The sequence below is a fragment of the Synechococcus sp. O70.2 genome (assembly GCF_047462135.1).
In the GTDB taxonomy this organism is placed as follows: Bacteria; Cyanobacteriota; Cyanobacteriia; order Thermostichales; family Thermostichaceae; genus Thermostichus.
On sequence record NZ_JANSIS010000010.1, the window covers coordinates 46343 to 72328 of the forward strand.

Sequence of the window (25986 nt, forward strand, 5' to 3'; positions counted from 1 at the left end):
GCCTAAAAACCCAGGATGCTATATCCACTGTCTACGTAGATCACCTGGCCAGTAATGCCGCTAGCTAGGTCGCTGGCCAGAAAAGCTGCCACATTGCCCACCTCGAGCTGGGTGATATTGCGCCGCAGGGGAGCTTTCTCCTCGACCGCGTGCAGCATGGCATGAAAATCAGCAATGGCCGAGGAAGCCAAGGTGCGAATGGGTCCAGCAGAAATGGCATTCACCCGGATCCCGGCGGGGCCCAGCTCGGCTGCCAGGTAGCGAACGCAGGTTTCTAGGCCCGCTTTGGTGACAGCAGCCATGTTGTAGTTAGGCACCACTCGCACTCCCCCTAAGTAGGTGAGGGTGAGGACGCTGCTGCCGGATCTCAAGAGGGGCTTAGCGGCCCGGCAGAGGGCAATCAGGGAGTAGGTGCTCACATCCATGGCCAGGGCAAACCCCTGCCGCGAGATATCGCTAAAGTTGCCGCTCAGCTCCTCTTTTTTGACGTAGGCCAGGCAGTGAACCAGGATGTCGAGCTGGCCCCACTTTTGGGCCACTTCCTGAAATAGGTCGTTGATTTGCTGATCGCTTTGGACGTCGCAGGGAAGGAGAAAATCCGGCTGCAGGGGCTCAGTGAGTTGTTGGACTTTCGTCTTGAAACGATCCCGCTCGTCCGGCAAGTAGGTAACCCCCAACGTAGCTCCTGCTTTGTGCAGCTGCTGGGCAATGCCCCAGGCAATGGAGCGCTCGTTGGCAATGCCGGTTACCAAGGCTTTCTTTCCGGTCAGATCTAGCATAGGGAGACCAAGAAGTAGGGGTGGATGCTTATCCGTCCTTTAGCCGGGCTGGTAGGTGGAGGCTACGTGCAGTTCTTTAAGCTGCCTGGGCTCAACCCCGGAGGGGGCACCGGTGAGCAAGCACCTGGCCTGCTGGGTTTTGGGAAAGGCGATGACATCGCGGATGGAATCTTCCCCTGCCAGCAGCATCACCAGCCGGTCCAGTCCGTAGGCAATGCCCCCGTGGGGTGGGGTGCCGTACTCAAAAGCTTCTAGCAAAAAGCCAAACTTCTCCCGCGCCTCCTCAGGACTAAGGCCAATGATTTGGAAAACCTGCTCCTGGATCTCCCGCTGGTAGATGCGCAGGGATCCCCCCCCCACTTCCACGCCGTTCCAGACCAAGTCGTAAGCCTGGGCCCGCGCCGTCTTCAAGTCGGCCAAGTCGTCAGGATGGGGAGCAGTAAAGGGGTGGTGCAGGGCTTCCAGGCGGTTTTCTTCGGCGTTGAATTCAAACATCGGGAAATCCGTAATCCAGAGGAGATTCAAAGCATTCTTCGGGATCAAACCCAGTTCATGGCCTAGATGCAGCCGCAGCCGGCCTAGCGACTCGTTGACCACGGCAGCCGGCCCTGCCCCAAACAGCAGCAGATCCCCTGGCTTGGCGTTGGTCAGCTGCCGCAACTGCTGTTCCTGCTCAGGGCTGAGGCTCTCCTTGAGGGCACCAATGGTGTCGAGGCTATCGGGACGCACCCGAATGAAGGCCAAACCGCCTGCCCCGTACTGAGTGACGAGCTTAAACAGATCTCCGCCCGGTTTGATGCGGGTGTTGGAGATCTGTTCATCGCCGCCGGGCACTGGCAGAACTTTGACGACTCCTCCCTGCTGCAGGGCTTTGGCAAAGACTTGAAAGCGGGATCCCTGAAACACCGCCGAAACATCCACCAACTCCAGCCCAAAGCGGGTGTCGGGCTTGTCGGAACCGTAGCGGGCCATGGCCTCGGCGTAGGTTAGCCGTGGGAAGGGCCGGGGCAGGTCGATCCCTTTAACGGTTTTGAAGATATGGCAGATGAGCCGCTCGTTGAGCTCCAGGATTGCCTCCTGATCCATGAAGCTCATCTCCATGTCCAACTGAGTAAACTCCGGCTGGCGATCCGCCCGCAGATCCTCATCCCGAAAGCAGCGGGCAATTTGGTAGTAGCGATCCACACCAGCCACCATCAGCAACTGCTTAAAAAGCTGGGGCGACTGCGGCAGAGCAAACCACTCCCCAGGGTTGAGGCGGCTGGGCACTAGGTAGTCTCTGGCGCCTTCGGGGGTAGAGCGGGTGAGGATGGGGGTCTCTACCTCGATGAAGCCTTCCTCGTCTTCCAGAAAGCGGCGGATGGCCTTGATGACCTGGTGACGCAGTTGCAGGTTGCGCGACAGCCGCTCCCGGCGCAAGTCCAGGTAGCGATAGCGCAGGCGAATCTCCTCCCGCACCTCTTCCCCTTCTTCCCCGGAGACGCTGAAGGGAAGCTGCTTGGCCACCCGGCTAAGAATCTCCAGCTGCTCTGCATAAACCTCCACTTCGCCCGTGGCCAGGCGGGGGTTGAAGGAGTCGGCAGGCCGGGGCTGAACTGTTCCTGTTACCCGCACCACGTACTCATTGCGCACCTCCTTGGCTAGCTCGTAGGCAAGAGGAGTCTTCTGGGGATCGGCCACCAGTTGCACAATGCCGGAGCGATCCCGCAAATCGAGGAAGATCACGCCCCCGTGGTCGCGGCGGCGGTCAATCCAGCCGTAGAGGGTAACCGTCTGGCCGATATGGGCTGGGCGCACTTGGCCACAGTAGAGAGAGCGAGGCGGGCGACGGATGGCAGCAGGCATGGACAAGGTAAGAGAACGAGGGTCTGAGCCCCTATCATACAAAACTCAGCCCCCCTGTCTGGGAGCCCCTTCGGCTACCTGAACCCCCGCTTCGGCGGCAACCGTTTGGATGAGAGCGGGATTGGACACCCCCAGGGCACACTGTCTCGGCACCGAGCTGTTCCTCGGTACTGATTCCCATCCGCCAGCGGGCCTGCATCGCTACTTCCTCTTCGGCAACACCCCGAGGGCGAGCAACGCCAACGTGCTGACAGGGGTGGGCCTCACTCTCCTATTGCTAGTGCCTCGACTACACCAAGTGAGGTTGCTGGGATCCCTGTTTGGCGTCAGCGGTAGCCTGCTGGGGATGTACGCCAGCTACTCCCTCAACACGGCAACCTGACGACCTAGAAGCGGGAGGGACGAGCACCTCGGCTACTGCTGGCCTGACGCGGCAGTGCCTTGTTAACTCTTAAATCTCGGCCCATCCAAGTAGCTCCATCCAGTTCTTCGATAGCCTTTTGCTCGTCGGCTTCGTTTTCCAGCTCCACAAAGGCAAAGCCTCGCTTGCGGCCTGTCTCGCGATCTACTGGAATCTTGATTTGCTTGACAGTGCCGTATTCAGAAAAAACCAGACGCAGGTCTTCTTCACTGGCCTTGAAGGACAAGTTGCCGACAAAAATGGTCATAACCCTGCGAACTCCGAACTTTACCCTCTAGCGCTCAGTTCGGAAGCTCGCCTGGTTAGACCCTTGGCTTGATCCGAAACTGATGCCAACCCCATCTTAGTCCTAGCAGCAGCATTTGCAAACTCCCCCCTCCAAAATTTTCTGCAGACATCCCCGAGCCAGGAAATTAAGGCTTGCCCCGCCCCAAGGGTTGACGTTGGGGAACACCAGGAGGGCGGGGATAGAGAGCTGGTGTGGGAGCCACTTTCTCCAGCAGCAGACAGTGGCGCACGCTGTGGCTGTGGGGAGTGGTGAAGGCTTCGATGTGAACCAGTTTCCCTCCCAAAAGGGAGAGGGCCCGCTCTAGAACTTCGGCTTCGGCCTCGGTCCAATGGCCACGATAGAGGATGGCGCGTCCTCCCACCCTGAGTAGGGGCAGACAATACTCGGCACAGATCTCCGCTGCGGCCAGAGCCCTGGCCAGGGCCAGATCGTAGCTGCCACGTTCCTGCGGGTCTTGCCCCCAAACTTCCGCCCGCTGGGCCACTGCCCGCGCCTGGGCCAGGGAGAGCTGCTGCAAAACGCCTTGCACAAAGGCAATCTTGCGCTGGGTGCTATCTAGCAGGGTAAAGCTGGCCTGGGGTAGGGCAATTTGGGCCGGGATCCCTGGAAAGCCTGCTCCAGTGCCAACGTCGATGCCCCGCCAGGGCTGGGTTTGAATGACCTCCCACGGACCCAGCAAGCACAGGCCCCGCAGCGAGTCCCACAGGTGTTTTTCCCAGAAGTCGATGGGGTCAGTGATGCGGGTGAGGTTTTGGGTGCGGTTGCCGGCCATCACCAGGGGGTAGAGCTGCTGCAGTTGCCGTTGCTGGCGCTCCGTGGGTTGCCAACCCAGCTCTGCTAGCCACCTTGCCCACAGCGCCTTGAGCTCGGGGGGCTCCAGTGGAACCAGCGGGGTCTTTTCGGCTTTGGTCATCCTGGGAGGCTCAGCTTCAGGGCGGCAGGGATGGCTTTTTCGGCCCAACCCTTAAGCTCCTGGGTCAAGCCCTGCAAAGAGCGATCCGCCCCCAGCAGTTCCTGGTTTAGGCAAACCAACTCCTGCAAATCCAGCTCCTGGCAGGGGATCCCCTCCTCCAGCAAGAGGTTAATCGGCTGGGCCTGAGCCTGGAAAGGCTGACAGGCAGCCAACTCCAGCTCCACCTCCAAAAGCACCTGCTCCAGCCGCTCCACCCGCTCTTGCATCTGCGCCAGCAGGGCTGCTAGCTGCTGACAGCAGTGGTGAACCTGGCGGGCGTAGACTTTGAGGGGCAAGGCCAGCGGCAGCAAGGATTCGGACAGGAGCTGGACGAGGTGCTGGGCCTCCAGCTCTTCCAGTTGGAGGTCTTGCCAAATAGCCTGATAGGAGCGCAGCGCCTGGCGACAGGCCTCCAGGCGGCAGTAGCAGGGCTGTAGCACCGAAGCCCGTAGCTCCTGCAGGTAATCGGCCCACAGTTGTCCCACCTCTACCATCGAGCTGGGACGCAGAAAACTCCACCCCTGGGCCACCAGCCAACTGAGTACCAGGCCGGCCAACAGTTGGTTTTTTCGGCGTAGCAGGAAAGGGGAAAGCTGCTCTCCCCAAGTGGCCAGACCCAGCCAGATCAAGGCAGCTAAAGCCAAATGGGGCAAGCTGATCATTTCGGCCAAAAGCTGGGCGGAGCAGCGCTGGCGCAGCCTCCAGATCATCGCGGCGCCTAGGCTGTAGAGCCCTCCCCCCAGCAGCGGGATCACCGCTAGCCACGGGAGCGGTAACAGCTTACTCTCGCCCAGGGCCTCCCAACTGAGCAAGTACAAGGCCAAGAGAGCCAAAACCGCAACCCACCCCTGCTGGTGCTTGAAACGGCGGGCCAGCAGACGTCGGCGGCGACGTAGATAGGTTTGAAAGGATTCGACAACGAGGGTGGACATAGGGATCCCTGGCGCTATGCCCACTGGCCTAGAGCGCTATCCTCATTCTGCCCGCTTTCAGGCCTGGCCGATGGCAAACTCTATCAGGGATCCAGGGGGCGGTTTTGCCCCAAAAGCTCCTCTGCGAGAAGTTTTCCAGGGTAGATGCCTGCAGGAAAGCTCTCTGTCCTTGCTACGATGTTATCCCCAGCTAATCTCTTGGCCCTGCTTTTCATCCGGCCCTGGGTAAGTTTTTTCCGGCTCCCCCCTCAAGGTGCAGCGCCAGATGATCGTCATTCTCGACTTTGGCTCCCAGTACTCGGAGCTGATTGCCCGTCGCGTCCGTGAAGCCCGGGTCTATTCGGAAATTCTCTCCTACCGCACCACCGCCGAACAACTGCGGCAACTGCGGCCCCAAGGCATTATCCTCTCCGGCGGCCCCAGCTCCGTCTACGAGCCGGGTGCTCCCGCCTGCGACCCGGAGATCTGGAAGTTGGGGATCCCCATCTTGGGCGTGTGCTACGGCATGCAGCTCATGGTGCAACAGTTGGGGGGCCGGGTAGAGCCTGCCCGCAAAGGCGAGTATGGCCGGGCTGCCCTCCATGTTTTGGATCCCACTGACCTGCTCACCAACCTGCCAGAAAACAGCACTGTGTGGATGAGCCATGGGGATGTGGTTACTGAATTGCCGCCAGGCTTTCACGCCCTGGCCGCCACGGACAACACTCCCTTTGCTGCCATTGCCGATCCCGTCCGTCGTCTGTACGGAGTGCAATTTCACCCAGAGGTGGCCCACTCCGAGGGCGGCGCTTTCCTGATGCGCAATTTTGTCTATCACATCTGCCGCTGCGAGCCCACCTGGACCACGGAGGCTTTTCTGGAGGAGGCCATCCGAGAGGTTCGCGCCCAGGTGGGCAACAAGAAGGTGTTGCTGGCTCTCTCCGGCGGGGTGGATAGTTCCACCCTGGCTTTCTTGCTGCACAAGGCCATTGGCGACCAGCTCACCTGCGTGTTCATCGACCAAGGGTTTATGCGCAAGGGCGAGCCGCAGCGGCTGCTGCGCCTTTTCCAGGAGCAATTCCACATCCCCGTCCACTATGTAGATGCTCAAGAGCGCTTTCTCCAGCAGTTGAAGGGGGTTACCGACCCAGAAGAAAAACGCAAGCGCATTGGGGCAGAGTTCATTCGCGTGTTCGAGGAGGAGTCGCAGCGGCTGGGTCCTTTCGAGTACCTGGCCCAGGGCACTCTCTACCCGGATGTGATCGAGTCGGCCAACACCAACGTGGATCCGGTAACTGGGGAGCGGATTGCCGTCAAGATCAAAAGCCACCACAATGTCGGCGGCTTGCCGAAAAATCTGCGCTTTAAGCTGGTAGAACCCTTGCGCAAGCTCTTCAAGGATGAGGTGCGGCAGCTGGCTCGCTCCTTGGGCCTGCCGGAAGAAATCGTTAATCGTCACCCCTTTCCAGGGCCGGGGCTGGCCATCCGCATTGTAGGAGAGGTTACCCAAGAGCGGCTGGAGATCCTGCGCGAGGCCGACATGATTGTTCGCCAAGAGATTAACCGCTCTGGCTACTACTCCAAGCTCTGGCAAGCCTTTGCCGTGTTGCTGCCAGAAGTGCGCTCGGTGGGGGTAATGGGAGACAAGCGCACCTATGCTTGCCCGGTAGTGGTGCGGTTGGTTACCAGCGAGGACGGCATGACGGCAGACTGGGCCAGGGTGCCCTACGACCTCTTGGCCACCATCTCTAACCGCATCGTCAACGAGGTTCCGGGTGTCAACCGGGTGGTCTACGACATCACCTCTAAGCCTCCGGGCACCATCGAATGGGAGTAGACGGGATCCCTAGCGAGGGCCTGCTTTCGGGAGAGAGTGGGAAAGCTGAGCCTGGGCGGCTTGGACTTCCAGGCGGGCCAAGGTTGTAGCGGCATCGGCCAGTTGCAGGGCCAAATTGGCACGGCTAATGGGATCCTGGGCTTTCCAGAGATCCTGTCCCAAACAGAACACTCGATAGCGGAAAGCTTTGATGGAGTGGGATGGGATTGCTTTAACGGTCATGGTTACAGCCTTTTTTCCACAGCAATGCGAGTGTTCAGCAGTACCCGCTCGGGCTCAAGGTAAGTAAATGTTACCAAAACAACTTCATCGACAGCCCTGATGACTACTGGGCAGGTGGCTTTTGGCGGTTCCACCCGCCCGTGCCGTACTCCCACAATGTATTCCCCAACGGGTAGGTCATCAAAGCCGGCGTCGGCGTAGATTAACTCGATGGTTTCTTCCCCAATCCGTTTCCCCTCCTGCTCCAAGAAGGCGACAAAAGGGATCCCCTCGATGGAAGTGAGGGCATTGTTGGCTTGGTTGCGAATCATCACAAAAATGTCGGCCATGGGCGGGATGCCCTCTCTCAAGGCTCCCCTCGCAAGGCTGCTGGAACAGGGCCCGACTAACTCCTAACTCTAGACCGGCGCAGGGACAAGACAGGCTTCCAACTTTTGCCGCAGCTTGGCCGTATCGAGGTGCTGGCCAATGAGCACCAACTGGTTTTTGGGCTGGCGAGGCCACTCATCGCTGCTGAGGGTGTAGCGTCGGCCGCTGAGGTGGAAGATATACCGCTCTGGGCTTTCTTCAAACCATAGGATCCCTTTGGCCCGAAAGACCGCCTCAGGCAACTCGTTGAGAAAGTTCTGGAAGGCGTCCAAAGAGAAGGGCCGATCGCTTTCAAAGGAGAGGGAGTTAAAACCCTCAACCTCGATGTGGCTGTGGTGCGAGTGGCCATGCTCATGGTCGTGTTCGTGGTCGTGCTCAGCGTCGTGGGCTTCCTCCTGGGGCAGGGAGCTGGGCTGAAATAGATCGGTATCTAGGATGAGCTCTAGGGGAACAACACTGTTGACCGTGCGCAAGATGCGGGCATCTTCCTTGATCTCGCGGATGCGTTTTTCCAAGCGCTCAATTTCTGCCGCTTCGACAAGGTCAGTTTTGTTGAGGAGGATGACGTCCCCACAGGCAATTTGGCTGTAGGCTACGTCGCTGTGGAACAGATCGGGGGCAAAGTTGCTAGCATCCACCAGAGTGATAATCGAATCAAGCCGCGTCAGATCCCGCAATTCTGGTCCCAAGAAGGTGAGGGCAACCGGCAAGGGATCCGCCAGCCCAGTGGTTTCCACCACCAGATAGTCGATTTTGTCCGAGCGCTCCATCAGGCGCAGCACGCTGTCGACAATGTCATCGCGAATGGTGCAGCAGATGCAGCCGTTGTTCAGCTCCACCAGGTCTTCTTCACTGGAGATAATCAGCTCGCCGTCGATGCCGATTTCCCCAAACTCGTTGACCAGCACCGCTGTGCGCATTCCCTTTTGATTCCTGAGGATGTGGTTTACGAGAGTGGTTTTCCCACTCCCCAGAAAGCCGGTGATGATGGTAACGGGTAAGCCCCGCTTAGGCACTTCAAGGGTTGTGGTCATAGCGCGCTGCCAAAGTGGATGTCCTTACTTCCTTCTACCTTACCTGCGTCTGCAGGGGACTAGCTCCGGCGGCTAGGCCATGCAGTAAGCTAATGAAGGCGGTTAGGAAGCGGGCGCTATGGCTTTGCTGCCCTTTTGGCCGGAGCAGTTGGGGTTAGCCCTGCCGCTACCTCTTGTAACCTCTGCTTCTGAGAACAACCTGGGAGAGGGATCGCCACTGCACCTTTGGCTGGTTACCTTTTTAACGGTTTTTGTGGCGGAAATGGGTGACAAGACCCAGTTGGCAATCTTGCTTCTAAGCGCCCAGTCCCAGTCTCCCTGGGCAATCTTTTTTGGCTCGGCCAGTGCCTTGGTCACCGCCACCTTGCTCAGTGTCCTGTTGGGCGGGTGGCTAGGTCAGGTGATCCCGGCAGCCTGGGTAGAGTGGGCGGCGGGAGTGGGCTTTTTAATGATCGGAGTCTATGTGCTGTGGCGGGAGTGGCAGAGTGCTCGCCTAGAGCAAAGGAACGTGGTGAACCGAGAAAACGGTAGTCCAGCCTCCTCCTTTTCTCTCCAGCAAATAGCCAATCGGGCTGCTTTGGTCAGCTTTGCCTCAATTCTGCTGGCCGAAATGAGCGACAAAACCCAATTGGCTACGCTGCTCCTCAGTGCCCGCTCGCAAGACCTGACAGTAATCTTCTGCGGGGCTGCTGCGGCCCTCATCAGCGCTAGCTTTCTCGAGGTGTGGGCCGGAGCCTGGGTGGCGCAGCTTATTCCCCCACGTTGGATGAAAACCCTGGCGGGCGTGGGATTTGTTCTCATTGGCCTAGGCTTGCTGGGAGAGTCCCTAGCTGCCGGCGGCTAGGAGGTTTGGAACGGCCCTGTCCTCTAGGGCTGGATCCCTGGCGGGGAGCTCGCCCCTAAACTGCTATTGTATTGCAGGGGTGGGCTGGAGCGGAGGAGTTATGAAATACCGACGGATTCTCCTGAAGCTAAGTGGCGAAGCCCTGATGGGGGATCGTTCCTACGGGATCGACCCCAAGGTTTTGAGTTTCATTGCCAACGAGGTAGCCACAGTGGTGCAAGCCGGGGTACAGGTGGCCATTGTGGTGGGAGGGGGCAACATCTGGCGTGGGCGCCAAGAGGCGGCTGCGCAGGGAATGGATCAGGCCTCTGCTGATTACGTGGGCATGTTGGCCACCGTCATCAACGCCTTGGCCTTGCAGGATGCTATTGAGCGGGCCGGGATCCCGACGCGCGTGCAGACGGCCATTGCCATGCAGGAGGTGGCAGAGCCTTACATTCGTCGCCGCGCCATTCGTCACCTGGAAAAAGGGCGGGTGGTGATCTTCGGGGCGGGTTCCGGTAACCCCTTCTTCACCACTGACACCACGGCAGCCCTGCGAGCAGCGGAGATCGACGCCGAAGTCATTTTCAAGGCCACCAAGGTGGACGGGGTTTACGATGCCGATCCCAAAACTCACCCCCAGGCCCGCCGCTACGATGTCCTCAGCTACCAGGATGTGCTGACCCGCGATCTGCGGGTGATGGATAGTACGGCCATTGCCCTCTGCAAGGAAAACCAACTCCCCATCGTCGTCTTTGACTTGACTACCCCTGGCAACATTTATCGGGCTGTGCAGGGGGAGCCCATCGGCACCTGGATTGGCCAAAGGAGTTCGGGGAGCAACGGGATCGACAAGCCTTCTCCCTAGGGCTCCGACTGGCTGGAGGTCAGGGGAGGATTGATGATTTTGCTGCCGACAACCAAGGCAGGCTGGGGCAGGGTTTCCGCCATGGAAAGGCGATGACGGCTCAGAGGCCCAGGGATCCCCTCTCGTCCAAGCGCGCTGCAAAGCAAAGCGCTGAGGCACCCCTGGCTGCTGCGCAGCGCCTCCGCAAGCGTGGGAGCCAGCGTTTTTGGCAGAGCTTGATTTTTCTGCTGGTTCTATCAGGAGGATTGGGCTACTGGCGATGGCAGACCTGGCTTCAGCCAGTGGGGGGTTCAGAGCCAATCCAAGTAACGATTCAGCCGGGCAGCAGCAGCCGCCAGATTGGGAGACAACTCCAGCAAGCAGGGGTGATCCGCTCGGCGCTGGCCTGGGAGCTGTGGAGCCGCACCTTGGGGCGCAACTGGCTATTTCAGGCGGGCACCTACGCTCTGGATCCCAACCAAGACATGCTGGCAGTGGCCCAGCAACTGCGACAGGGCCGCATTCTGCAGCGGCGGCTCACCATCCCGGAGGGCTGGCGGATTCAACAGATTGCGGAGGCTTTGGCCGAGCGCAATTGGATCCCAGCCGAGGTCTTCATCGCCACGGCTCGTGTGATCCCTCCCCTCGATTGGCTGCCTCCCAACCTCAGCTCCCTAGAAGGCTACCTCTTCCCCGACACCTATTTCTTCCCTGCCGAGCAGCTGGAGGGATCCCTGCCGGATCGCCAGAAGGCTGAGCTAGTCATCAACGCTATGCTGCAGCGCTTTGCCGAGGTGGCCCTGCCCCTGTTTCGGCAGCATGCCACCCCTCTCTCGCTGCACGAGTGGGTCACCCTGGCCAGCATCGTGGAGCGGGAGGCTGCAGTGCCAGAAGAGCGAGCCCTGATTGCAGGCGTCTTTTTGAACCGCCTCAAAGCAGGAATGCCGCTGGCTGCCGACCCAACCGTAGAATACGCCCTCAACATCCAGCAAACCCCAGCCCGCCGTCTCACCCTTGCCGAGGTGCGCACCCCCTCTCCCTACAACACCTACCTCAACCCCGGCCTGCCTCCTGGCCCCATTGCCAACCCTGGCCTGGCCAGCCTGAGAGCTGTTTTAGAGCCTGAGGAGACCGACTACCTCTACTTTGTGGCCCGCTACGATGGCACCCACGTTTTCAGCAGAACCCCAGCAGAGCACGAGGCGGCCCAACGGCAAATTCTTAGCCAACTCCAGCAACTTCCTTCGCCAACAAGTCCCTAGCGATGGTTCGCAAGCCTTGGTTTAAGCTCCTGCAGCCGGATGTGATCGTGGATGGCACTGTCTTGCAGCTGCAGACAGAGGAGCTGCGGGCCTGGCAGGTAAGGGGCATCATCTTTGACGTAGACGACACGCTGGTGCCGAGCCGGCAGACGGAGGTGGATCCAGCAGTAGCGGCTTGGCTAGAGCAGTTGCGCCCCCACTTTCAGATTTGGCTAGTGAGCAACAACCTCAACCGCAACCGGATTCGGCAAATTGGTGAGCGTTTGAACCTACCTTTCATTCACGGGGCTGGCAAACCCTCGCGGCGCGCCCTGCGACAGGCTGTGGCGCACATGGGCTTGCCGGTCGAGGCAGTGGCCATAGTAGGCGATCGCCGGTGGACGGATATTCTGGCGGGCAACCGGCTGGGCTTGGTGACCGTCTTGGTCAACGGGGTCGGCCCAGGGAAACGGCAGCAAATTCTGCCAAGCTGACCCCTTGGCCCAAGTTTTTTGTAAAGTGACGAGGTAGCCGGATCCCCCCTTGCGGCCCAGTAGAAACCCCTCCCCCTCGTCAAATCCGCCCTGGAACAGGTAATGCCCATGCTGCAAAAAGCCCTGCGCTCAGTTTCCCAACGCTTAATACCCCATGGACGAAGTTGGTTGAGGAGCCTGCTGGCCGTGCCCTTGCTCGTTGCCGCTTCTCCTGCCTGGGGCCTGACCCCAGTGGCCCGTCCCGATCTCGCCAAGCTCAAACGGGCAGAAGTCATTGGGGTAGTTGACTCCAGCACCCTGGTTGTGCAAATTGAAGGGGACTTACAGGCGCGGCTGGTGCACCTGATTGGGGTCGATCCCTTGCCAGGGGGGATCAACCCTACTTGGACAGAGCTGCGGCGGCAAACCCCTCCGCCTATCTACGCTGCCGGCCAATACCTAAAAACGACTTTGCTGGGGCGCGAGGTGCTCTTAGAGCTGGATCCGGCCCTTGCTCCTGGGCCAACCCTGCCCGCCTACGTCTGGCAGGCCCACACCCTCATCAACCAGGAGGTGCTGTTTTTGGGGCATGGCCTGCTAGCAAGGCAAACGGATGGCCTCAAGTACGGACTTATCCTCAAGGAAGCTGCCAATGCTGCAAAGCAGCAGGGCCGAGGCTATTGGGCCCCCTATAGCCCCCGCTAGGGCTTCTGATTACTTTGCCTTATTGGTCGCATTATAGTGGTATCTCGAGGGGGCTCTTGGCGCCGCCAGCCAGATCCTTGAGGATCCACACCGGCAGTTGGAGTTCTCTATGGCCGATGGATTGCCGTTTACCCTAGATCAGCTCCTCATCGTCCAAGCCATTGCCCAGGAGGGAAGTTTTCGTCGGGCCGCTGACAGTCTATTCATCTCCCAGCCGGCGGTTAGCTTGCAAGTGCAGAACCTGGAGCGCCAGTTAGGGGTAGTGCTGTTTGACCGGAGCGGGCGTAAGGTGGAGCTGACGGATGCAGGGCAAGTGTTGCTTCAGTACAGCGAGCGCATCCTCAAGCTTTGCCGGGAGGCCGTTCAGGCCCTGGCCGAGGTGCGGGAGATGGGAAGGGGACAGTTGGTGTTGGGGGCTAGCCAAACAGTAGGCACCTATGTGATGCCTTTTTTAATTGCCCAGTACCACCGCTACTACCCCGGCATAGCTGTGCAGCTCTTGGTGCAATCCACTCGGCGAATTGCTCAAAAGCTGGTTGACGGTCGCTTAGACCTGGCCGTAGTTGGGGGAGAGATCCCGTTTGAGTTGCAGCGGCATCTGAAGGTAATTGCTGTGGCAGAGGATGAGTATGTCTTGGTTGGCGCCCCCGGCTGCACCCCTGCTGCTCCTGCTCTAGGCGATTTGGTGACGCTGCCTTTTATTACCCTGGATCCCCAATCCTCCACGCGGCAGACTATCGACCGAGCCCTGAGTCGCCACGGCATTAACCCTGCGCAGTTGCAGGTGCGGCTGGAGCTCAGTTCCATTGAGGCTATCAAAAATGCCATCCAGGCCGGCCTAGGGGTGGCTTTTCTGTCAATGGCGGCCGTGGGATCTGACTTGGAGCAGGGGCGGCTGCAAAAGCTAGAGGTGGAAGGGCTGCAGATACGGCGCACCCTTTGGCTAGCCTACAACCCCGAGCGCTACCAGTCGCAAGCAGCCACCCGCTTTCGCGAGGGTTTGCTGGGCTACCAGGACTGGCTAAAAACGCCTCCGCGCCACCTGCAGTTGCTGGCTTGAGATGCAAAAGCAGGAGCTGTTGGAACGACTGCGGCTCTGAAAGTACTTGCCTTGCGAAGGGGACCAGAGGCCTTTGACCGCCTACCACCCCGCCAGAGGGATCCCCACCCCAGGCGTCACTTCCCCAGAGCAAACTAGTGAGGAGAGCCCACCCTGGTAGTTGCCGCCAAGCGAGACGACACCCTTCCCTCTTGGCATTGCCAGACCTAGGCAGAGGCAATCCCTGGCGCGCAGCTCCAGATCTTGCCAGGGGCCTACCTGCAGAGCAAGTCCTACCTTTCGGCGAGAGCTTCTGAGTACCACCCCTCCCCCGAGACAGCTATAGGCAGGGCCCGGTTTGCCAAAGGGGAGATGTCTATAAACTTAAGGGGTAGGTGGATTCTGGCAAGGCAGGAGTTTGACGGCAGGGAGGGCAGATTGGTGAGAAGACCCATCTGGCTACGGGGCGTGAGCTATGCCATCTATGGCTTTCTCTACCTGCCGATTTTGCTCATTGCCGTCTATTCCTTCAACCGCGCCCGCTTTGGCCTGGTGTGGACCGGCTTTACTTTCGACTGGTACCTGGCTCTCTTTCGCAATGCCGCAGTTTGGCAGGCAACGCAAAATACCTTTGTCTTAGCAGGGGCCAGCACCCTGGCTAGCACGCTGCTGGGATCCCTATTAGGCTACGGCCTCTACCGCTACCATTTCCCCGCCAAAAAGATAGTGCAGGGTCTGCTGCTTTTGCCAGTAGCCCTCCCCGATATCGTGATGGCCGTTGGGCTGCTGCTGTTTTACCAGCTGGTGCGCGCCTATACCGGCTGGTTTGAGCTGGGCTTGGGAACGATGATCTTGGCCCACGTCACCTTCCAGATTGCCTTTGTGGCCCTTGTTGTGCGCAGCCGCCTCCAGCTTTTGGATCCTGCCTTGGAAGAAGCTGCCTACGACCTCTATGCCAACACCTGGCAGAAGCTGCGCCACGTCACGCTGCCGCTTGCCCTGCCAGGGATCCTGGCTGCTGCTCTGCTGGCTTTTACCCTTTCGATAGATGACTTTGTGATCTCTTTTTTCACCAGTGGCCCCGAAAGCCAGACCCTGCCCATTCTGATCTACAGCATGGCGCGGCGAGGAGTGACGCCGGAGATCAACGCCCTCTCCACCGTGATCATCTTGGCAACTTTGGTGGCAGTGATGGGACTTCCCCTGCTCCGCCGCTCGCGCCAGCAACAATGCCGCTAGAGAGAGAGGGGCTACAGCGCGCGGCTAAGAGCGCTACCTAGCCCCTGAAAGGCGAGCCAAGAAATCAGAAAGTTGGTTACAAACACGCCCAGCAACGCTGTGACAACTGCATCCGTGGTGGAGCGCCCCACCCCCTTGGCCCCCCCACTCGTGGAAAGGCCCCAGCTGGAGCCAACGATGGCAATGAGCGCGCCAAACACCATCGCCTTCAAGCAACAGACGATTAAATCCCAAGCGGTGAGGAGAGTCTGCGCTGAGGTAAGAAAGACAGAAGAAGAAATGTTGTAAACCGAAGCGCAGATAATCATTCCCCCAACTAGCCCCGTCAGCAGGGAGAGGATGGTGAGCACCGGCAGCATGAGCCCCGCCGCCAACACCCGTGGGATCACCAAGTAGTCCACCGGATCGGTGCGCAACAGGTAAAGGGCGTCGATCTGCTCAGTGACCTTCATCGTGCCTAGCTCTGCGGCAAAGGCGGATCCCACGCGTCCGGCTAGGATTACCGCTGTTACCACTGGCGTCAGCTCGCGGGCAAGCGCAATGGCCAAAACCCCCCCAACTAGAGAAGAGGCCCCAAAGTTGAGGAATTCTCGAGCTACCTGGATGGTGAAAACGCCGCTAATCACCACCGCCGTAATCAAAACAATCAGCAGCGAGTCCAACCCCACCGCTGCCAGTTGCTCCAGGGTGTTGCGGCGGTGGATACGGCCCTGCAGGAGGTGTAGGATCACCTGACCAGCCAGCAGAAAACTGCTGCCAAGCCGCTGGAACCAATTCATGGGCCCCGCGCTACGCCTCAGTCACAGAGCTGCAGCTGCCGCACAACCGGATCTGGCTCGCAGATGAGCTCAAAGTTAATCACTCGCCAGCGCTGGGGGGATCCGCCCGCACCTTCGGGGAGCTGAGAGCTGAAGCTGACCGGCAAACCGTAGAGGCGGGGGGGGCCAGGGCGACGCGAGGATCCCTGGTCTAGGTAGGGGGTGAGCAAGGGGCGATAGCGCTCGGCAATGATAATCTGGGTGGCCCGCATCCCCTGCAGGCGCAGGCGATCCAGCTCCTCGTGGATCTCAAAGCGGATCCCATCGGGGTGGGTGTGTTGGCGATACCAGCGGCCTTCCCAGAGACGCCAGCGGCGCCCCGACTGCAGGTGAACCAGCTCCTCCTGCTCGGGATCCGCCTCAAAGGCGCCGTGACGAGGGCAAAGATAGGTATCGGTCAGGGTGAGGGCTGCAATGGTCTGCCGACAGTGGGGGCAGGGAATGCTGGGGCCGAAAATGGGATAGGAAAAGGCAACGGTCATAGGAAACCCCTGCGTGCCTGGGCAAATCGGCGGCTGTCCACAATTATAGAGGTTGCCTTTTGCGGATCTGGCCTCAGGGATCCCTCTGGCAAAATCCGCCGGAATCCTTTAGAATTAGAATTGATGCAGGGAAAAGCCTGGGCGATCTCCCTTGAGGCTGCAGGTGGATCCCGCAGAGCCTCCGCGATAAGAAGGGGGAGTGGGTAACGCCCACTTTTTTGCTTTTTCAGAGGGAAGATGCCCCTGCTGCCAGCTCTGGCTCCATGGGCTGGGCTCTGGCTATTCCACCGAGTTGGCGATATTGGCTATGGTTCACCCCCTTATCCCCCAGCTGGAGAGCTTGGCCCGTCCTGTGGCTGCTCGACTGGGGTACCAACTGGTTCAAATAGCCTTCCACACCAACCAGTATCCGCCGGTGCTGCGGGTAGATATCCGCCCCTTGGATCCAGAGCGGGAAACCAGCCATGCCGACTGCGAAGCCATGAGCCAAGCCCTGGAAGTAGAGCTGGATCGGGTGGATCTCATCCCTGGGCACTATGTTCTGGAGGTCTCTAGCCCCGGCATCAGCAACCTTCTCATCAGCGACCGTGACTTCACCGTCTTTAAAGGGTTTGCAGTGGAGGTGACGGTGGATCCCCCCTACAAGGGCAAAGCCGTCTGGTCAGGGCATCTGTTGGGTCGCGATGAGGAGAAAGTTATCCTCTCCCTCAAAGGGCGGCGCGTTCAGTTGCCCCGCGCCTCAGTGCAGCGGGTTGTCCTTTCCGAGGCCGAAGCCGAGTAGCTGTAGCCCCTGCTTTTCCCCTTTAGGATTCCAGTTGCCAGTTTCCTCAGGAGGATAGGCTATGGCAATGGTACCTCTGCCAGGTTTGGCAGAAATGGTGGAGATGATCTCGCGGGAGCGCAACTTGCCCCGCCATGTGGTTACTGAAGCCTTGCGAGAGGCGCTGCTCAAAGGCTACGAGCGCTACCGCAAAACCATCCAGCGAGACGTCGTTTTCCCAGAAGACCACTTCCGCAACTTTGAGGTGGAACTGGATGTGGAGGCAGGGGGCTTCCGCATTCTAGCCACCAAAACCATCGTTGAGCAGGTGCGGGACCCGGATCACGAGATCTCGCTGTACGAGGTTCAGCAGGATTACCCCGAAGCCGAAGTTGGCTGGGAAGTCACCAACGACGTCACCCCCCAACAGGCGGAGTTTGGCCGCATGGCAGCTATCCAAACCAAGCAGGTGCTGGCCCAGAGGTTGCGCGACCAGCAGCGCCGCCTCATCCAGGAGGAGTTTCGCGACCTGGAAAAGACCGTGTTGCAGGCACGGGTGCTGCGCACGGAGGGGCAGACCGTGATCATGGCCGTATCCAGCGGTTTTGGTCGGCCCGAGGTGGAGGCTGCGCTGCCCAAGGAGGAGCAGCTGGCCAGCGACCGCTACGTCCCCAACGCCGTGATGAAGGTCTACCTCAAAAAAGTCCACGAGGGATCCCGGCGGGGGCCCCAGCTTTTGGTTTCCCGGGCTGATGCTGGCCTAGTGGTCAACCTATTTGCCAATGAGGTGCCGGAGATTGAAGAGGACATCGTGCGCATCGTGGCTGTGGCCCGAGAAGCCAACCCACCTTCCCGCAACGTGGGACCGCGCACCAAGATTGCCGTCGATACCCTAGAGCGGGATGTGGATCCAGTGGGGGCCTGCATTGGGGCAAAGGGATCCCGCATCCAGGCCGTAGTGGCGGAGCTGCGCAACGAGAAAATTGACGTTATTCGCTGGTCGCCGGATCCGGCCACCTACATTGCCAACGCCCTCAGCCCAGCTAAGGTGGTGGAGGTGCGGCTGGTGGATCCAGAGATCCAACAAGCCCATGTCCTGGTTACCAGTGACCAACTTAGTCTAGCCATTGGCAAAGAGGGACAAAATGTCCGTCTAGCTGCCCGCCTTACTGGCTGGAAAATCGACATCAAAGAAGTGGAGAGCTACCGAGCGGCGCTCGAGGAGGCGCAGGCCCAAGGACTGCCCTATCCCTTCATCACGCCAGCTGCCTTAGAACGCTTCCGGCGGCGGGAAAAGCAGGCTGCTCTGCAACTGGAAGAGGAGTACCCGGAGAAGCTCCGCCTGGAGGAGGAGCTGGAAGCAGACGAGAGGCTGGAGGAAGAATGGGTTGAGGAAGAGGAGGACTTCGACTACGATGCTGAGTTTGACATTGCTCAGCCCAAGGCCTAGAGCTGTGGGTCTGGCCAGTCGATAAATTAGATAGAAGCGATAGAAGCCTCTCCTCACTTACCCTTGAACTCCTCCCCACCAATCATCCTGGGCATATCGGGCGCCTCCGGGATGCTTTATGCCGTGCGCGCCCTGCACGTTCTGCTTAGCCTGGATTACCGCGTCGAAGTCGTGGTCTCTAAAGCGGCCTACCAGGTGTGGCAGGGGGAGCAGGGAGTGCCCTTGCCGGCGGATCCCCAGCAGCAGGCCCAGTTTTGGCGACAGCAGGCTGAAAGCGAGGGCGGATCCCTAGTCTGTTACCGCTGGCAAGATCTAGGGGCGGCCATTGCCAGCGGCTCCTACCGCACCCAGGGGATGTTGGTGATCCCTTGCAGTATGGGCACGGTGGCCAAGCTGGCTGCCGGCTTGAGTTCGGATCTGCTAGAGCGGGCTGCCGATGTGCAGCTCAAGGAAGGCCGCCGCCTGGTCATCGTGCCCCGGGAAACCCCCTTTAGCCTCATTCACCTACGCAACCTGACCACCTTGGCAGAGGCAGGGGCGCGCATTGTCCCCGCCATTCCGGCCTGGTACCACCAACCCCGCACCATCCTAGATCTGGTGGATTTTGTGGTGGTGAAGGCCTTGGATCAATTTGGCATCGACAGCCACCTCATCCAGCGCTGGCAAGGGATGCGTCAGCGCCAGATCCTCAAGTTGTCCTCTGAGGAGTAAACCCCGTAGCCAAGGCGAGGGCCTCCCGGCCGCGTTTTTTGGCGGTTGGTTTTCTTTCCCTGGGCTGGCCCCGTGGAGACATAGATCCTGGTTTATGATTCAAGAGCAAGTCATTGCACCTTCTGATTAACATGAAGACGCTCACGCTGCACCAGTTACAAATCTTCGAGGTTGCCGCCCGTCACCTCAGCTTTACCCGCGCTGCTGAGGAGTTGTACTTGACCCAGCCTACGATTTCGATGCAGATCAAGCAGCTCAGCAAAGCCGTGGGGCTGCCCCTGTTTGAGCAGGTCGGCAAGCGGCTCTACCTTACAGAAGCCGGCCAGGCTCTTTACCAGACTTGCCAGAAAATCTTTGAGCAGTTGAATCAATTGGAGATGACCCTCGCTGACCTGAAGGGACTAAAACAGGGGCGGCTGAGCATTGGGGTCGTCACCACTGCCAAGTACTTTATTCCTCGCCTGCTGGGGGCGTTTTGTCAGCAGTATCCCGGTATCGACGTGTCCCTGAAGGTGCTAAACCGGCAGCAAGTTCTGGAGCGGCTGAGTAACAACATGGACGACCTCTACGTGATGGGGATGCCGCCAGAGGATCTGGATGTGGTAGCCCAGCCTTTCCTGGAAAATCCCTTGGTGGTGATGGCCCCCATTCACCATCCTTTGGTAGGCCAAAAGCAGATCCCCTTGGCCCGCATTGCCCAAGAGCCCTTCTTGGCCCGCGAGCCCGGTTCTGGCACCCGCATGGCGGTGGAGCGGCTCTTTGACAAGCACAACTTAAAGCTCAACATTCGCATGGAGATAGGCAGCAGCGAAGCCATTCGCCAGGGTATTATCGGTGGGCTGGGCATTTCGGTTTTGTCCCAGCATGTGTTGGCTCTAGGGGGGTGGCAACAGCATTTGGCCATCTTGGATGTGGAGGAGTTTCCCATCCAGGGGTTTTGGTATCTGGTCTATTTGCGCTCCAAGCGCCTTTCGCTTGTGGCTAAGGCTTTTGCTGATTTCCTGCTATCTCAGGTTTCTCAGATGGAGCTGGATTTTCTTGCAAAAGAGCAGCACAGATCCCCTCTAAGTTCCAACCCAGATCAGCTTTCTGGCAGAGAGGATGAAAAGCATTTACCAGCTCTTGCCGCAGCCCCTGGAGGCCCTGGAAATCACGGGTAAAAAAGACCCGTAAAAACGCCAAGTAGGCCCGTGCCCAGTTGTCTTGGGGATTCAACTTGACAATTTGTTCAAAATGCTGCTGGGCTGCTTGCGGCCGCAACAGAGCCACCTCCAGCAACGCCAGCTCGTAGTGGCTTTGGATCTGCTTTTCCCGCTGGCCCTGGGCGGCTGCCCAGTAGTGTTCTCCCTCTAGCAGTTGGCGGATCAAAGCTCGGTCCGGATCGGTGAGAAAAGTTGGATATTGCAGCGTTGTCCAGGCGTTGAGGTAAAGGGAGAGGGCCTCGAGATCTCCCTGCACAGCCGCCTTGGCCGCCTGTCGTAGGAGAAAGAGGGGATCTCCTGGGGAAATAGGGGATCCCCCTTTCCCGCCGCGGGATCCCTTCCAAGCCTGACTGAAAGACCGGCGCCTTCCTTGGGGGGATTGCCACTCCAGGTGGAGGATTCCTTCTTTTGTTGCTAGCTCTGGCCAGGCCAAGATCTCCTCCACCTGCCAACTGCCGGGGGCGTAGAGCAGCAGGCGGTTTTGGCCAACCACCCAGGCCCGCTTGGCCAAGACCTGCCCCTGGGGATCTTCCAGTCGCGCCCAGACAAGGGTTTGGGCCAAGTCCTGAGCCGGCCCCTGCCACTGCAGCCGCCAGGCTTGGGTTCCTCCTTTGAGCTGCAGCAGCTCCACCTCCTCTGCCGGAGCGGGCAACTCTTGCAGCACAACCCTGGGCTTGGTGGGGAAGTAGGTGTACAGCCGGCCCACCGCTGGCAGATCGAACTGCTGCCGCTGCCAGTCGGGACTCTTGTCTAGGAGTTGCCGGATTTGCTCCTTGGCTGGACCGTAGGGGCCGACAATTCCCTGCTCCCCTGCCGCGTCCACAAACCCATCCAAGAGCGCCAGCTCCACCTCCGGCCAGGGAGTTTGCCCGGCACTACGGAAGGTAATTGGCCAGCGCTGCAAAGCTGCCAGGTAGCTGAGCGTCTCAGACGAAATCAACTCGGTGTTGGGGAGGACGCCTAGGGTGGTGGTCAAGCCTGGCTGCACCAGGGATCCAATCCATCTCGTCAGCTCCTGCTGGGGGTGCTGCCCCTGCCAGTGCATTTGGATCCCTTTCCAGAGAGGAGCCACGCCGGGAGTGAGGGGCTGCCCCAGGTTAAGGAGGGCCAGGGATCCCAGAGCTAGGCTTATGCCAACTCCCTGGCGCAGCGCCTTTTGCCCCCAGCGTCCCCCCAGCCAACGCCAGACTTTGTCCAGCCCACCCGCCGAGAGAAGGGCCAGCAGGGGCAATAGCGGCAGCGTAAAGCGCACATCCTTGATGGCCACCAGGGTGTAGAGCAAGTAGCCCGAGCCGTAGAGGCCCCAGAGGAGAGCCTCCCGCCGGCTTGGGGATCCCCAGAGCGACAGCAGCGGCAAGGGGCATAGCCAAGGGCTCGTTTGCAGGGGCAAAAAGCGCAAATAGGCCGTCCACCAGCACAGAGATCCCGCTGGGCAGGTGATGTAGTAGTGGGCGGTGTCGGCATAGGCCCAGCCGTTGCTGAGTACAAACAGCCAGTTGGCTCCATACCAGGGCCAGCACAAGAGCAGCATGACCCCCATCCCCAGGGCCAGGTGGGCCAGCCGCACCAGCCAAGGGATCCTCACCCCCAGCAGAACAGCCAGCAGGGGCGGCAGCAAAAACAGCACCCCTGTCCACTTGGTCAGCAGCACCGCCGCCACCCCTGCCCCCACCCCCACCGCCCCCCACCAGGAGGGATCCTCCCCATAGGCCCAGAGCGCCCAAAAAGCCAACGTCACCGCCACCACCAGCGGCAGCTCCAACATGTACACATGGGCCAGGGCCGCAATCCCTGGGTAAAGCACCAGCAGCGCTGCTGCTAGCCAGCCCACTGCTTGGGAGTGGTAGATCCGCTGGCCCAGCCGCTGGGTTGCCAGGGTCAGGATCCCCAACAACGCCAGATTGAGCAACTGCCCGTCTGCCCGGCTAAAGGGGTGCAGAGCTGCCAACGGGATCCCCAGCCAATAGGCCAAAGGCGGGTAGCGCTGGTTCAAGTGCAAAAACTGCTGCCACCACAGTCCTTCCCAGCGAAACCGCCGCAGGTGCTCCCCAAATGCCTGCGCCTGCAACAGGTGCTGCGCCTCATCCCAGGCCGGTGGCAGGGGATCGCTCCAGTTCCAAACCAGCAGCAGCAACAGCGCCGCCATCCCCAGTCCGGCCCAGGCCTTGAGCAAAGGGATCCCCCCCGGTCCTCTTGCCCCCGTCAGCCAACTGGATGCCCTCTCCATTGCCTTGGCCCTGATTCCCGACGCTACACTCAACTTGGGCTGCCCTTAGACAGTACCCACCTCCCCATGACCGTTCCACCCTCTAGTCCCACAGGCGTCTGGATCCTCCCCGATCAGCTCCACCCGCAGCAAGCTGCCCTTGCCTCTCTCTCGGATCTACCCCCCCACCGCGTTCCCGTTCTTTTCATCGAATCCCACGCCTGGGCCAGCTCCCGCAACCATCACCAGCAAAAGCTGGTCCTGGTCTGGTCGGCCATGCGCCACTTTGCCCAGGAATTGCAGCAGCGCGGCCACCCCGTCACCTATGTGGAAGCCGAGGGCTATGCCGAGCCTCTACAAGCCTGGGCCAGGCAAAACCGGTTGCAACAAATCCGCCTCATGCAGCCCGCCGACATCCCCGTCCGCGAGGAGGTGGAAAAGCTAAGATCCGTCCTCCCCTGCCCGCTCCTAGTCCTAGAAAACAACCACTTCCTATGGACAGCTCGCCAATTTATCGACTGGGCCCTAGGCCGCAAGCGCCTCCTCCTAGAGGACTTCTACCGTCAAGGGCGCAAACGCTTCCGCATTCTGATGGACGGCTCCCAGCCCCTCGGCGGGCGCTGGAATTACGACCGGGAAAACCGCCAGCCTCCCCAGCCTGGCCGGCGCTACCCTCCCCCTTTGACGTTTCCCCCCGATGCCATCACTCAGGCGGTGATGGAGAAAGTGCGGCGACGTTACGGCCACCACTTCGGATCCCTGGAAGGCTTTGGCTGGGCTGTTACTCGCACCCAAGCCTTGCAGGTGCTTGAGGACTTCATTCAGCACCGCCTGCCCTACTTCGGTCCTTGGCAGGACGCCATGCAAGCCGGGGAAGACTTCCTCTACCACTCCCTCCTTTCGCCCTACCTCAACCTAGGACTTCTCACCCCCCACGAAGTCATCGCTGCTGCCGAGCAGGCCTACCATCGCGGCGGGATCCCCCTCCCTTCGGCCGAAGGCTTCATCCGCCAGATCCTGGGCTGGCGAGAATACCTGCGCGGCTTCTACGAATACCAAATGCCCAACGGCTATGCCCAGAAGAACTTCTTCGGCCACCGCCGCCCCCTGCCCCAGTTCTTCTGGACGGGCGAAACCGACATGGCCTGTCTGCGGCACACCCTCGGCCAGATTCGTCGCCACGGCTACGCCCATCACATCCAGCGGCTGATGGTACTCAGCAATTTCTCGCTCATTGCCGGCATCCAGCCCCAAGCTGTAGAAGCCTGGTTTCACGATGTCTTCATCGACAGCTACGACTGGGTGATGCAGCCCAACGTCATCGGCATGGGCCTTTTTGCCGACGGCGGCATGCTTTCCACCAAGCCCTACGCCGCTTCTGCCCAGTACATTTGCAAAATGAGTGACTACTGCCGCCGCTGCCGCTACAATCCCAGCGAGAAGGTTGGCGAACGGGCCTGTCCCTTCAATACCTTCTACTGGGATTTCCTGTTGCGCCATCGTTCTCTCTTGCTTCCTCTGGGAAGGATGAAATGGGTACTAGCCCACCTGGATCGCCTGCAGCCAGGGATCAAAGCCCAAATCCAAGCGCAAGCCGCTGCTTGGTGGGAGTCCACGTCCAATGCCTAGGGGCAACTCCCTGGGCCTGCTGTTTGGTATTCACTAGAATTGGAGACCCTTTTTCGCGTGCTACTTGGTTCTAAGGAGCCCACGTCATGAAATGTCCCCGCTGCGGCAAGCAAGAAATCCGTGTTTTGGAGTCCCGTTCGGCAGAAGGTGGCCAAAGCGTGCGGCGGCGGCGGGAATGCATGTCCTGTGGCTATCGCTTCACCACCTATGAGCGCATCGAATTCATGCCCATCATGGTCATTAAACGGGATGGATCCCGGGAGAGTTTTAACCGCAACAAGATCTTACAGGGGGTGATGCGCGCCTGTGAGAAAACTCCCGTGACCCTTAAGCAAATGGAAGAGCTGGTCAACGAGATCGAAGAGAAGCTCCAATTAGAAGATGTGCAGGAAGTAACCACCCTCCGCATTGGCGAGATGGTTTTGGAGCGCCTGCGGCACTTGAGTGAGGTGGCCTACCTGCGCTTTGCCTCTGTGTATCGTCGGTTTCGAGACATCAAAGACTTTGCTCACGAGTTGGAACAGTTAGAGCAGTTGGAACGACCGTCGCGCCAGGATTTAGAGCGCCTCCTCCAGGACTCCCTTGCTTCAGAAGGGAGCACAAAGTAGAGAAAATGCTCTCCAGGGGCTCCCATTCGCAAAGCTTGGCGCTATGCTTGGGGTAGCAATCGCTGCTTGCCCTAGGCCTAGCGCTAGGCAGGCGGGGGTAGGCGGCGTTTAGCACTACTCTTAGAAGATCCAGATTTCACAGTGTAGGTCTTATGCAACACAACTTTCGGGCTTCCAGCCTCCCTGTAGCTCCTAGCAGCAACAACAGCTTTCCCTCTCCCGAGGCCCTGGAAACTGAGCCTAGGCCTGGGACAGTGCCGCTCCGGGTACATCAACAAATGGCCGAAGAGCTGGAGTCTGCCCGTCAACAGGTAAGCCGCCTCTCCTTGGAAAATCAGCGCTTGCGCACCTTGCATCAGCAGTTGTCTGGAGAAATTGCCGCCCTCGAGCAAGAAATTCAGGGACACGTGGGCCAGATCCTAAAGCGCCTGCAGCAACTTAACCTGCGGCTTGCTGACTCAAGTCAACAAGCTGCTGCTTCCGAAAGAGAAGCTACTACAGCGTCCTGGCGAAGGGATAACCCAACCTCCTCGCCCTACGACTTTCTCAATCGCCTTAAGCAGCGCCAAGCCCGCAGCGAAGCTTCACCCTTCTCCAGCAATGGCTACTCTCCTACCTTGAGCTTAACTGGGCCCCCTTCTGAGTCGCTTCACCAAGCCCACTTCTCCGCTGTTCCCACCTGCCCTCCTCATGAAACCCCTGCCGTGCCCCCTTCGCCCCAGGCTAAGTACCAATTTCCTTCTCTAGAGGAGCTAATGCAGAACAGGGGGAATCCAGCTCTCTATCCCAACGAAGCCTACCAGCGTATGCAGAAGCAGCACCATGGCTCCCAAGGATTCCCCCTACTTTGGATAGCAGCAGCTATCGTCTTAGTGGCTGGCCCTTTTGGACTAGGATTCGTAGCAGTGCAACCGTTCTTGCATAGCAGTTCCCCCTCTCCTCAGGCACCGTCGGCAGGCCCCTAGTAACAAGCAGGAATAGCAGCCCCTTTTTGGTAAGAGGGGGCGTGGTGGAGTCTGGCACCGAGCTATTTTTCCGGAGGGTCACCCCTCCAGTAGGTTCGCCGCTGATGCGTTTCACGTCCGAGTTCG

26 protein-coding genes are annotated in these 25986 nt (G+C 59.6%); 16 read left to right on the top strand and 10 right to left on the bottom strand.

The window, feature by feature from the left end:
* Positions 1–2: 2 nt before the first annotated feature.
* Together fabI and aspS are read right to left on the bottom strand one after the other, a co-directional pair.
* Positions 3–779, bottom strand: coding sequence for an enoyl-ACP reductase FabI (fabI, locus tag NW812_RS10285; RefSeq protein WP_414396552.1), 777 nt, complete (start codon positions 777–779; stop codon positions 3–5).
* 39 nt (positions 780–818) lie between these two features.
* The gene (gene aspS, locus NW812_RS10290) at positions 819–2624 is read right to left on the bottom strand and encodes an aspartate--tRNA ligase (protein WP_414396554.1); all 1806 of its coding nucleotides are present in this window, start codon (positions 2622–2624) and stop codon (positions 819–821) included.
* Positions 2625–2733: 109 nt separating this feature from the next.
* Between aspS and NW812_RS10295 the strand changes: the two genes are divergently transcribed.
* Positions 2734–3006, top strand: coding sequence for a hypothetical protein (locus NW812_RS10295; RefSeq protein ID WP_414396556.1), 273 nt, complete (start codon positions 2734–2736; stop codon positions 3004–3006).
* 4 nt (positions 3007–3010) lie between these two features.
* Here NW812_RS10295 and NW812_RS10300 read toward each other — a convergent pair whose 3' ends face one another.
* The 3 genes from NW812_RS10300 to NW812_RS10310 form a co-directional block, all read right to left on the bottom strand.
* Complete coding sequence (locus NW812_RS10300) at positions 3011–3292, bottom strand: RNA recognition motif domain-containing protein (RefSeq protein WP_414396558.1); 282 nt, start codon at positions 3290–3292, stop codon at positions 3011–3013.
* A gap of 166 nt (positions 3293–3458) precedes the next feature.
* A complete protein-coding gene (rsmG, locus tag NW812_RS10305; protein ID WP_414396560.1) occupies positions 3459–4247 on the bottom strand; it encodes a 16S rRNA (guanine(527)-N(7))-methyltransferase RsmG in 789 nt (262 codons plus the stop codon).
* Positions 4244–5218 carry a hypothetical protein gene (locus tag NW812_RS10310; protein WP_414396563.1) on the bottom strand — a complete coding sequence of 325 codons (975 nt, stop codon included), beginning with the start codon at positions 5216–5218 and terminating at the stop codon, positions 4244–4246. Before NW812_RS10310 ends, rsmG begins: the two co-directional genes overlap by 4 nt.
* A 265-nt stretch (positions 5219–5483) precedes the next feature.
* Between NW812_RS10310 and guaA the strand changes: the two genes are divergently transcribed.
* The gene (gene guaA / locus NW812_RS10315; RefSeq protein ID WP_414396565.1) at positions 5484–7034 is read left to right on the top strand and encodes a glutamine-hydrolyzing GMP synthase; all 1551 of its coding nucleotides are present in this window, start codon (positions 5484–5486) and stop codon (positions 7032–7034) included.
* A 9-nt stretch (positions 7035–7043) separates the two neighbouring features.
* On the opposite strand, the gene NW812_RS10320 is transcribed toward guaA, so the two are convergent.
* The 3 genes from NW812_RS10320 to NW812_RS10330 all read right to left on the bottom strand — a co-directional run bounded on the left by NW812_RS10320 (position 7044) and on the right by NW812_RS10330 (position 8659).
* Positions 7044–7256 (bottom strand): hypothetical protein, encoded by a 213-nt coding sequence (locus NW812_RS10320; protein ID WP_414396568.1) that lies wholly within the window; start codon positions 7254–7256, stop codon positions 7044–7046.
* A 2-nt stretch (positions 7257–7258) separates the two neighbouring features.
* Positions 7259–7585 (bottom strand): hypothetical protein, encoded by a 327-nt coding sequence (locus NW812_RS10325; RefSeq protein ID WP_414396571.1) that lies wholly within the window; start codon positions 7583–7585, stop codon positions 7259–7261.
* 69 nt (positions 7586–7654) lie between these two features.
* Positions 7655–8659, bottom strand: a complete 1005-nt coding sequence (locus NW812_RS10330) for a CobW family GTP-binding protein (protein ID WP_414396573.1) — start codon at positions 8657–8659, stop codon at positions 7655–7657.
* 118 nt (positions 8660–8777) lie between these two features.
* Between NW812_RS10330 and NW812_RS10335 the strand changes: the two genes are divergently transcribed.
* From NW812_RS10335 to NW812_RS10365, 7 genes are all read left to right on the top strand, one after another.
* Positions 8778–9503, top strand: a complete 726-nt coding sequence (locus NW812_RS10335) for a TMEM165/GDT1 family protein (protein ID WP_414396575.1) — start codon at positions 8778–8780, stop codon at positions 9501–9503.
* A 100-nt stretch (positions 9504–9603) separates the two neighbouring features.
* Positions 9604–10353: a UMP kinase gene (gene pyrH, locus NW812_RS10340; RefSeq protein ID WP_414396578.1), complete on the top strand. Its 750-nt coding sequence runs from the start codon at positions 9604–9606 to the stop codon at positions 10351–10353.
* Between the two features lie 92 nt (positions 10354–10445).
* Complete coding sequence (gene mltG / locus NW812_RS10345; protein WP_414396581.1) at positions 10446–11594, top strand: endolytic transglycosylase MltG; 1149 nt, start codon at positions 10446–10448, stop codon at positions 11592–11594.
* A 2-nt stretch (positions 11595–11596) separates the two neighbouring features.
* The gene (locus tag NW812_RS10350) at positions 11597–12067 is read left to right on the top strand and encodes a YqeG family HAD IIIA-type phosphatase (protein WP_414396583.1); all 471 of its coding nucleotides are present in this window, start codon (positions 11597–11599) and stop codon (positions 12065–12067) included.
* Positions 12068–12253: 186 nt separating this feature from the next.
* Positions 12254–12751 (top strand): thermonuclease family protein, encoded by a 498-nt coding sequence (locus NW812_RS10355; RefSeq protein ID WP_414396586.1) that lies wholly within the window; start codon positions 12254–12256, stop codon positions 12749–12751.
* A gap of 109 nt (positions 12752–12860) precedes the next feature.
* A complete protein-coding gene (locus tag NW812_RS10360) occupies positions 12861–13811 on the top strand; it encodes a LysR substrate-binding domain-containing protein (protein ID WP_414396588.1) in 951 nt (316 codons plus the stop codon).
* A gap of 420 nt (positions 13812–14231) precedes the next feature.
* The gene (locus NW812_RS10365; RefSeq protein ID WP_414396591.1) at positions 14232–15029 is read left to right on the top strand and encodes an ABC transporter permease; all 798 of its coding nucleotides are present in this window, start codon (positions 14232–14234) and stop codon (positions 15027–15029) included.
* Positions 15030–15040: 11 nt separating this feature from the next.
* On the opposite strand, the gene NW812_RS10370 is transcribed toward NW812_RS10365, so the two are convergent.
* Both NW812_RS10370 and NW812_RS10375 read right to left on the bottom strand, forming a co-directional pair.
* Complete coding sequence (locus NW812_RS10370; protein WP_414396594.1) at positions 15041–15808, bottom strand: MlaE family lipid ABC transporter permease subunit; 768 nt, start codon at positions 15806–15808, stop codon at positions 15041–15043.
* 17 nt (positions 15809–15825) lie between these two features.
* Positions 15826–16329, bottom strand: a complete 504-nt coding sequence (locus tag NW812_RS10375; protein ID WP_414396595.1) for a TIGR02652 family protein — start codon at positions 16327–16329, stop codon at positions 15826–15828.
* A gap of 307 nt (positions 16330–16636) precedes the next feature.
* Between NW812_RS10375 and rimP the strand changes: the two genes are divergently transcribed.
* The 7 genes from rimP to NW812_RS10410 all read left to right on the top strand — a co-directional run bounded on the left by rimP (position 16637) and on the right by NW812_RS10410 (position 25860).
* Complete coding sequence (gene rimP, locus NW812_RS10380; protein ID WP_414396598.1) at positions 16637–17110, top strand: ribosome maturation factor RimP; 474 nt, start codon at positions 16637–16639, stop codon at positions 17108–17110.
* A 61-nt stretch (positions 17111–17171) separates the two neighbouring features.
* Positions 17172–18539, top strand: coding sequence for a transcription termination factor NusA (gene nusA, locus NW812_RS10385; RefSeq protein ID WP_414396601.1), 1368 nt, complete (start codon positions 17172–17174; stop codon positions 18537–18539).
* Positions 18540–18602: 63 nt separating this feature from the next.
* Positions 18603–19250 carry a flavin prenyltransferase UbiX gene (locus NW812_RS10390; protein WP_414396604.1) on the top strand — a complete coding sequence of 216 codons (648 nt, stop codon included), beginning with the start codon at positions 18603–18605 and terminating at the stop codon, positions 19248–19250.
* Positions 19251–19381: 131 nt separating this feature from the next.
* Positions 19382–20410: a LysR substrate-binding domain-containing protein gene (locus NW812_RS10395; protein WP_414396616.1), complete on the top strand. Its 1029-nt coding sequence runs from the start codon at positions 19382–19384 to the stop codon at positions 20408–20410.
* A gap of 2335 nt (positions 20411–22745) precedes the next feature.
* Positions 22746–24287 carry a cryptochrome/photolyase family protein gene (locus NW812_RS10400; protein ID WP_414396607.1) on the top strand — a complete coding sequence of 514 codons (1542 nt, stop codon included), beginning with the start codon at positions 22746–22748 and terminating at the stop codon, positions 24285–24287.
* A gap of 86 nt (positions 24288–24373) precedes the next feature.
* Positions 24374–24895, top strand: a complete 522-nt coding sequence (nrdR, locus tag NW812_RS10405) for a transcriptional regulator NrdR (RefSeq protein WP_414396609.1) — start codon at positions 24374–24376, stop codon at positions 24893–24895.
* 278 nt (positions 24896–25173) lie between these two features.
* On the top strand, positions 25174–25860 hold the full coding sequence (locus NW812_RS10410) for a hypothetical protein (RefSeq protein ID WP_414396611.1): 687 nt from the start codon (positions 25174–25176) through the stop codon (positions 25858–25860).
* Positions 25861–25986 lie beyond the last annotated feature (126 nt).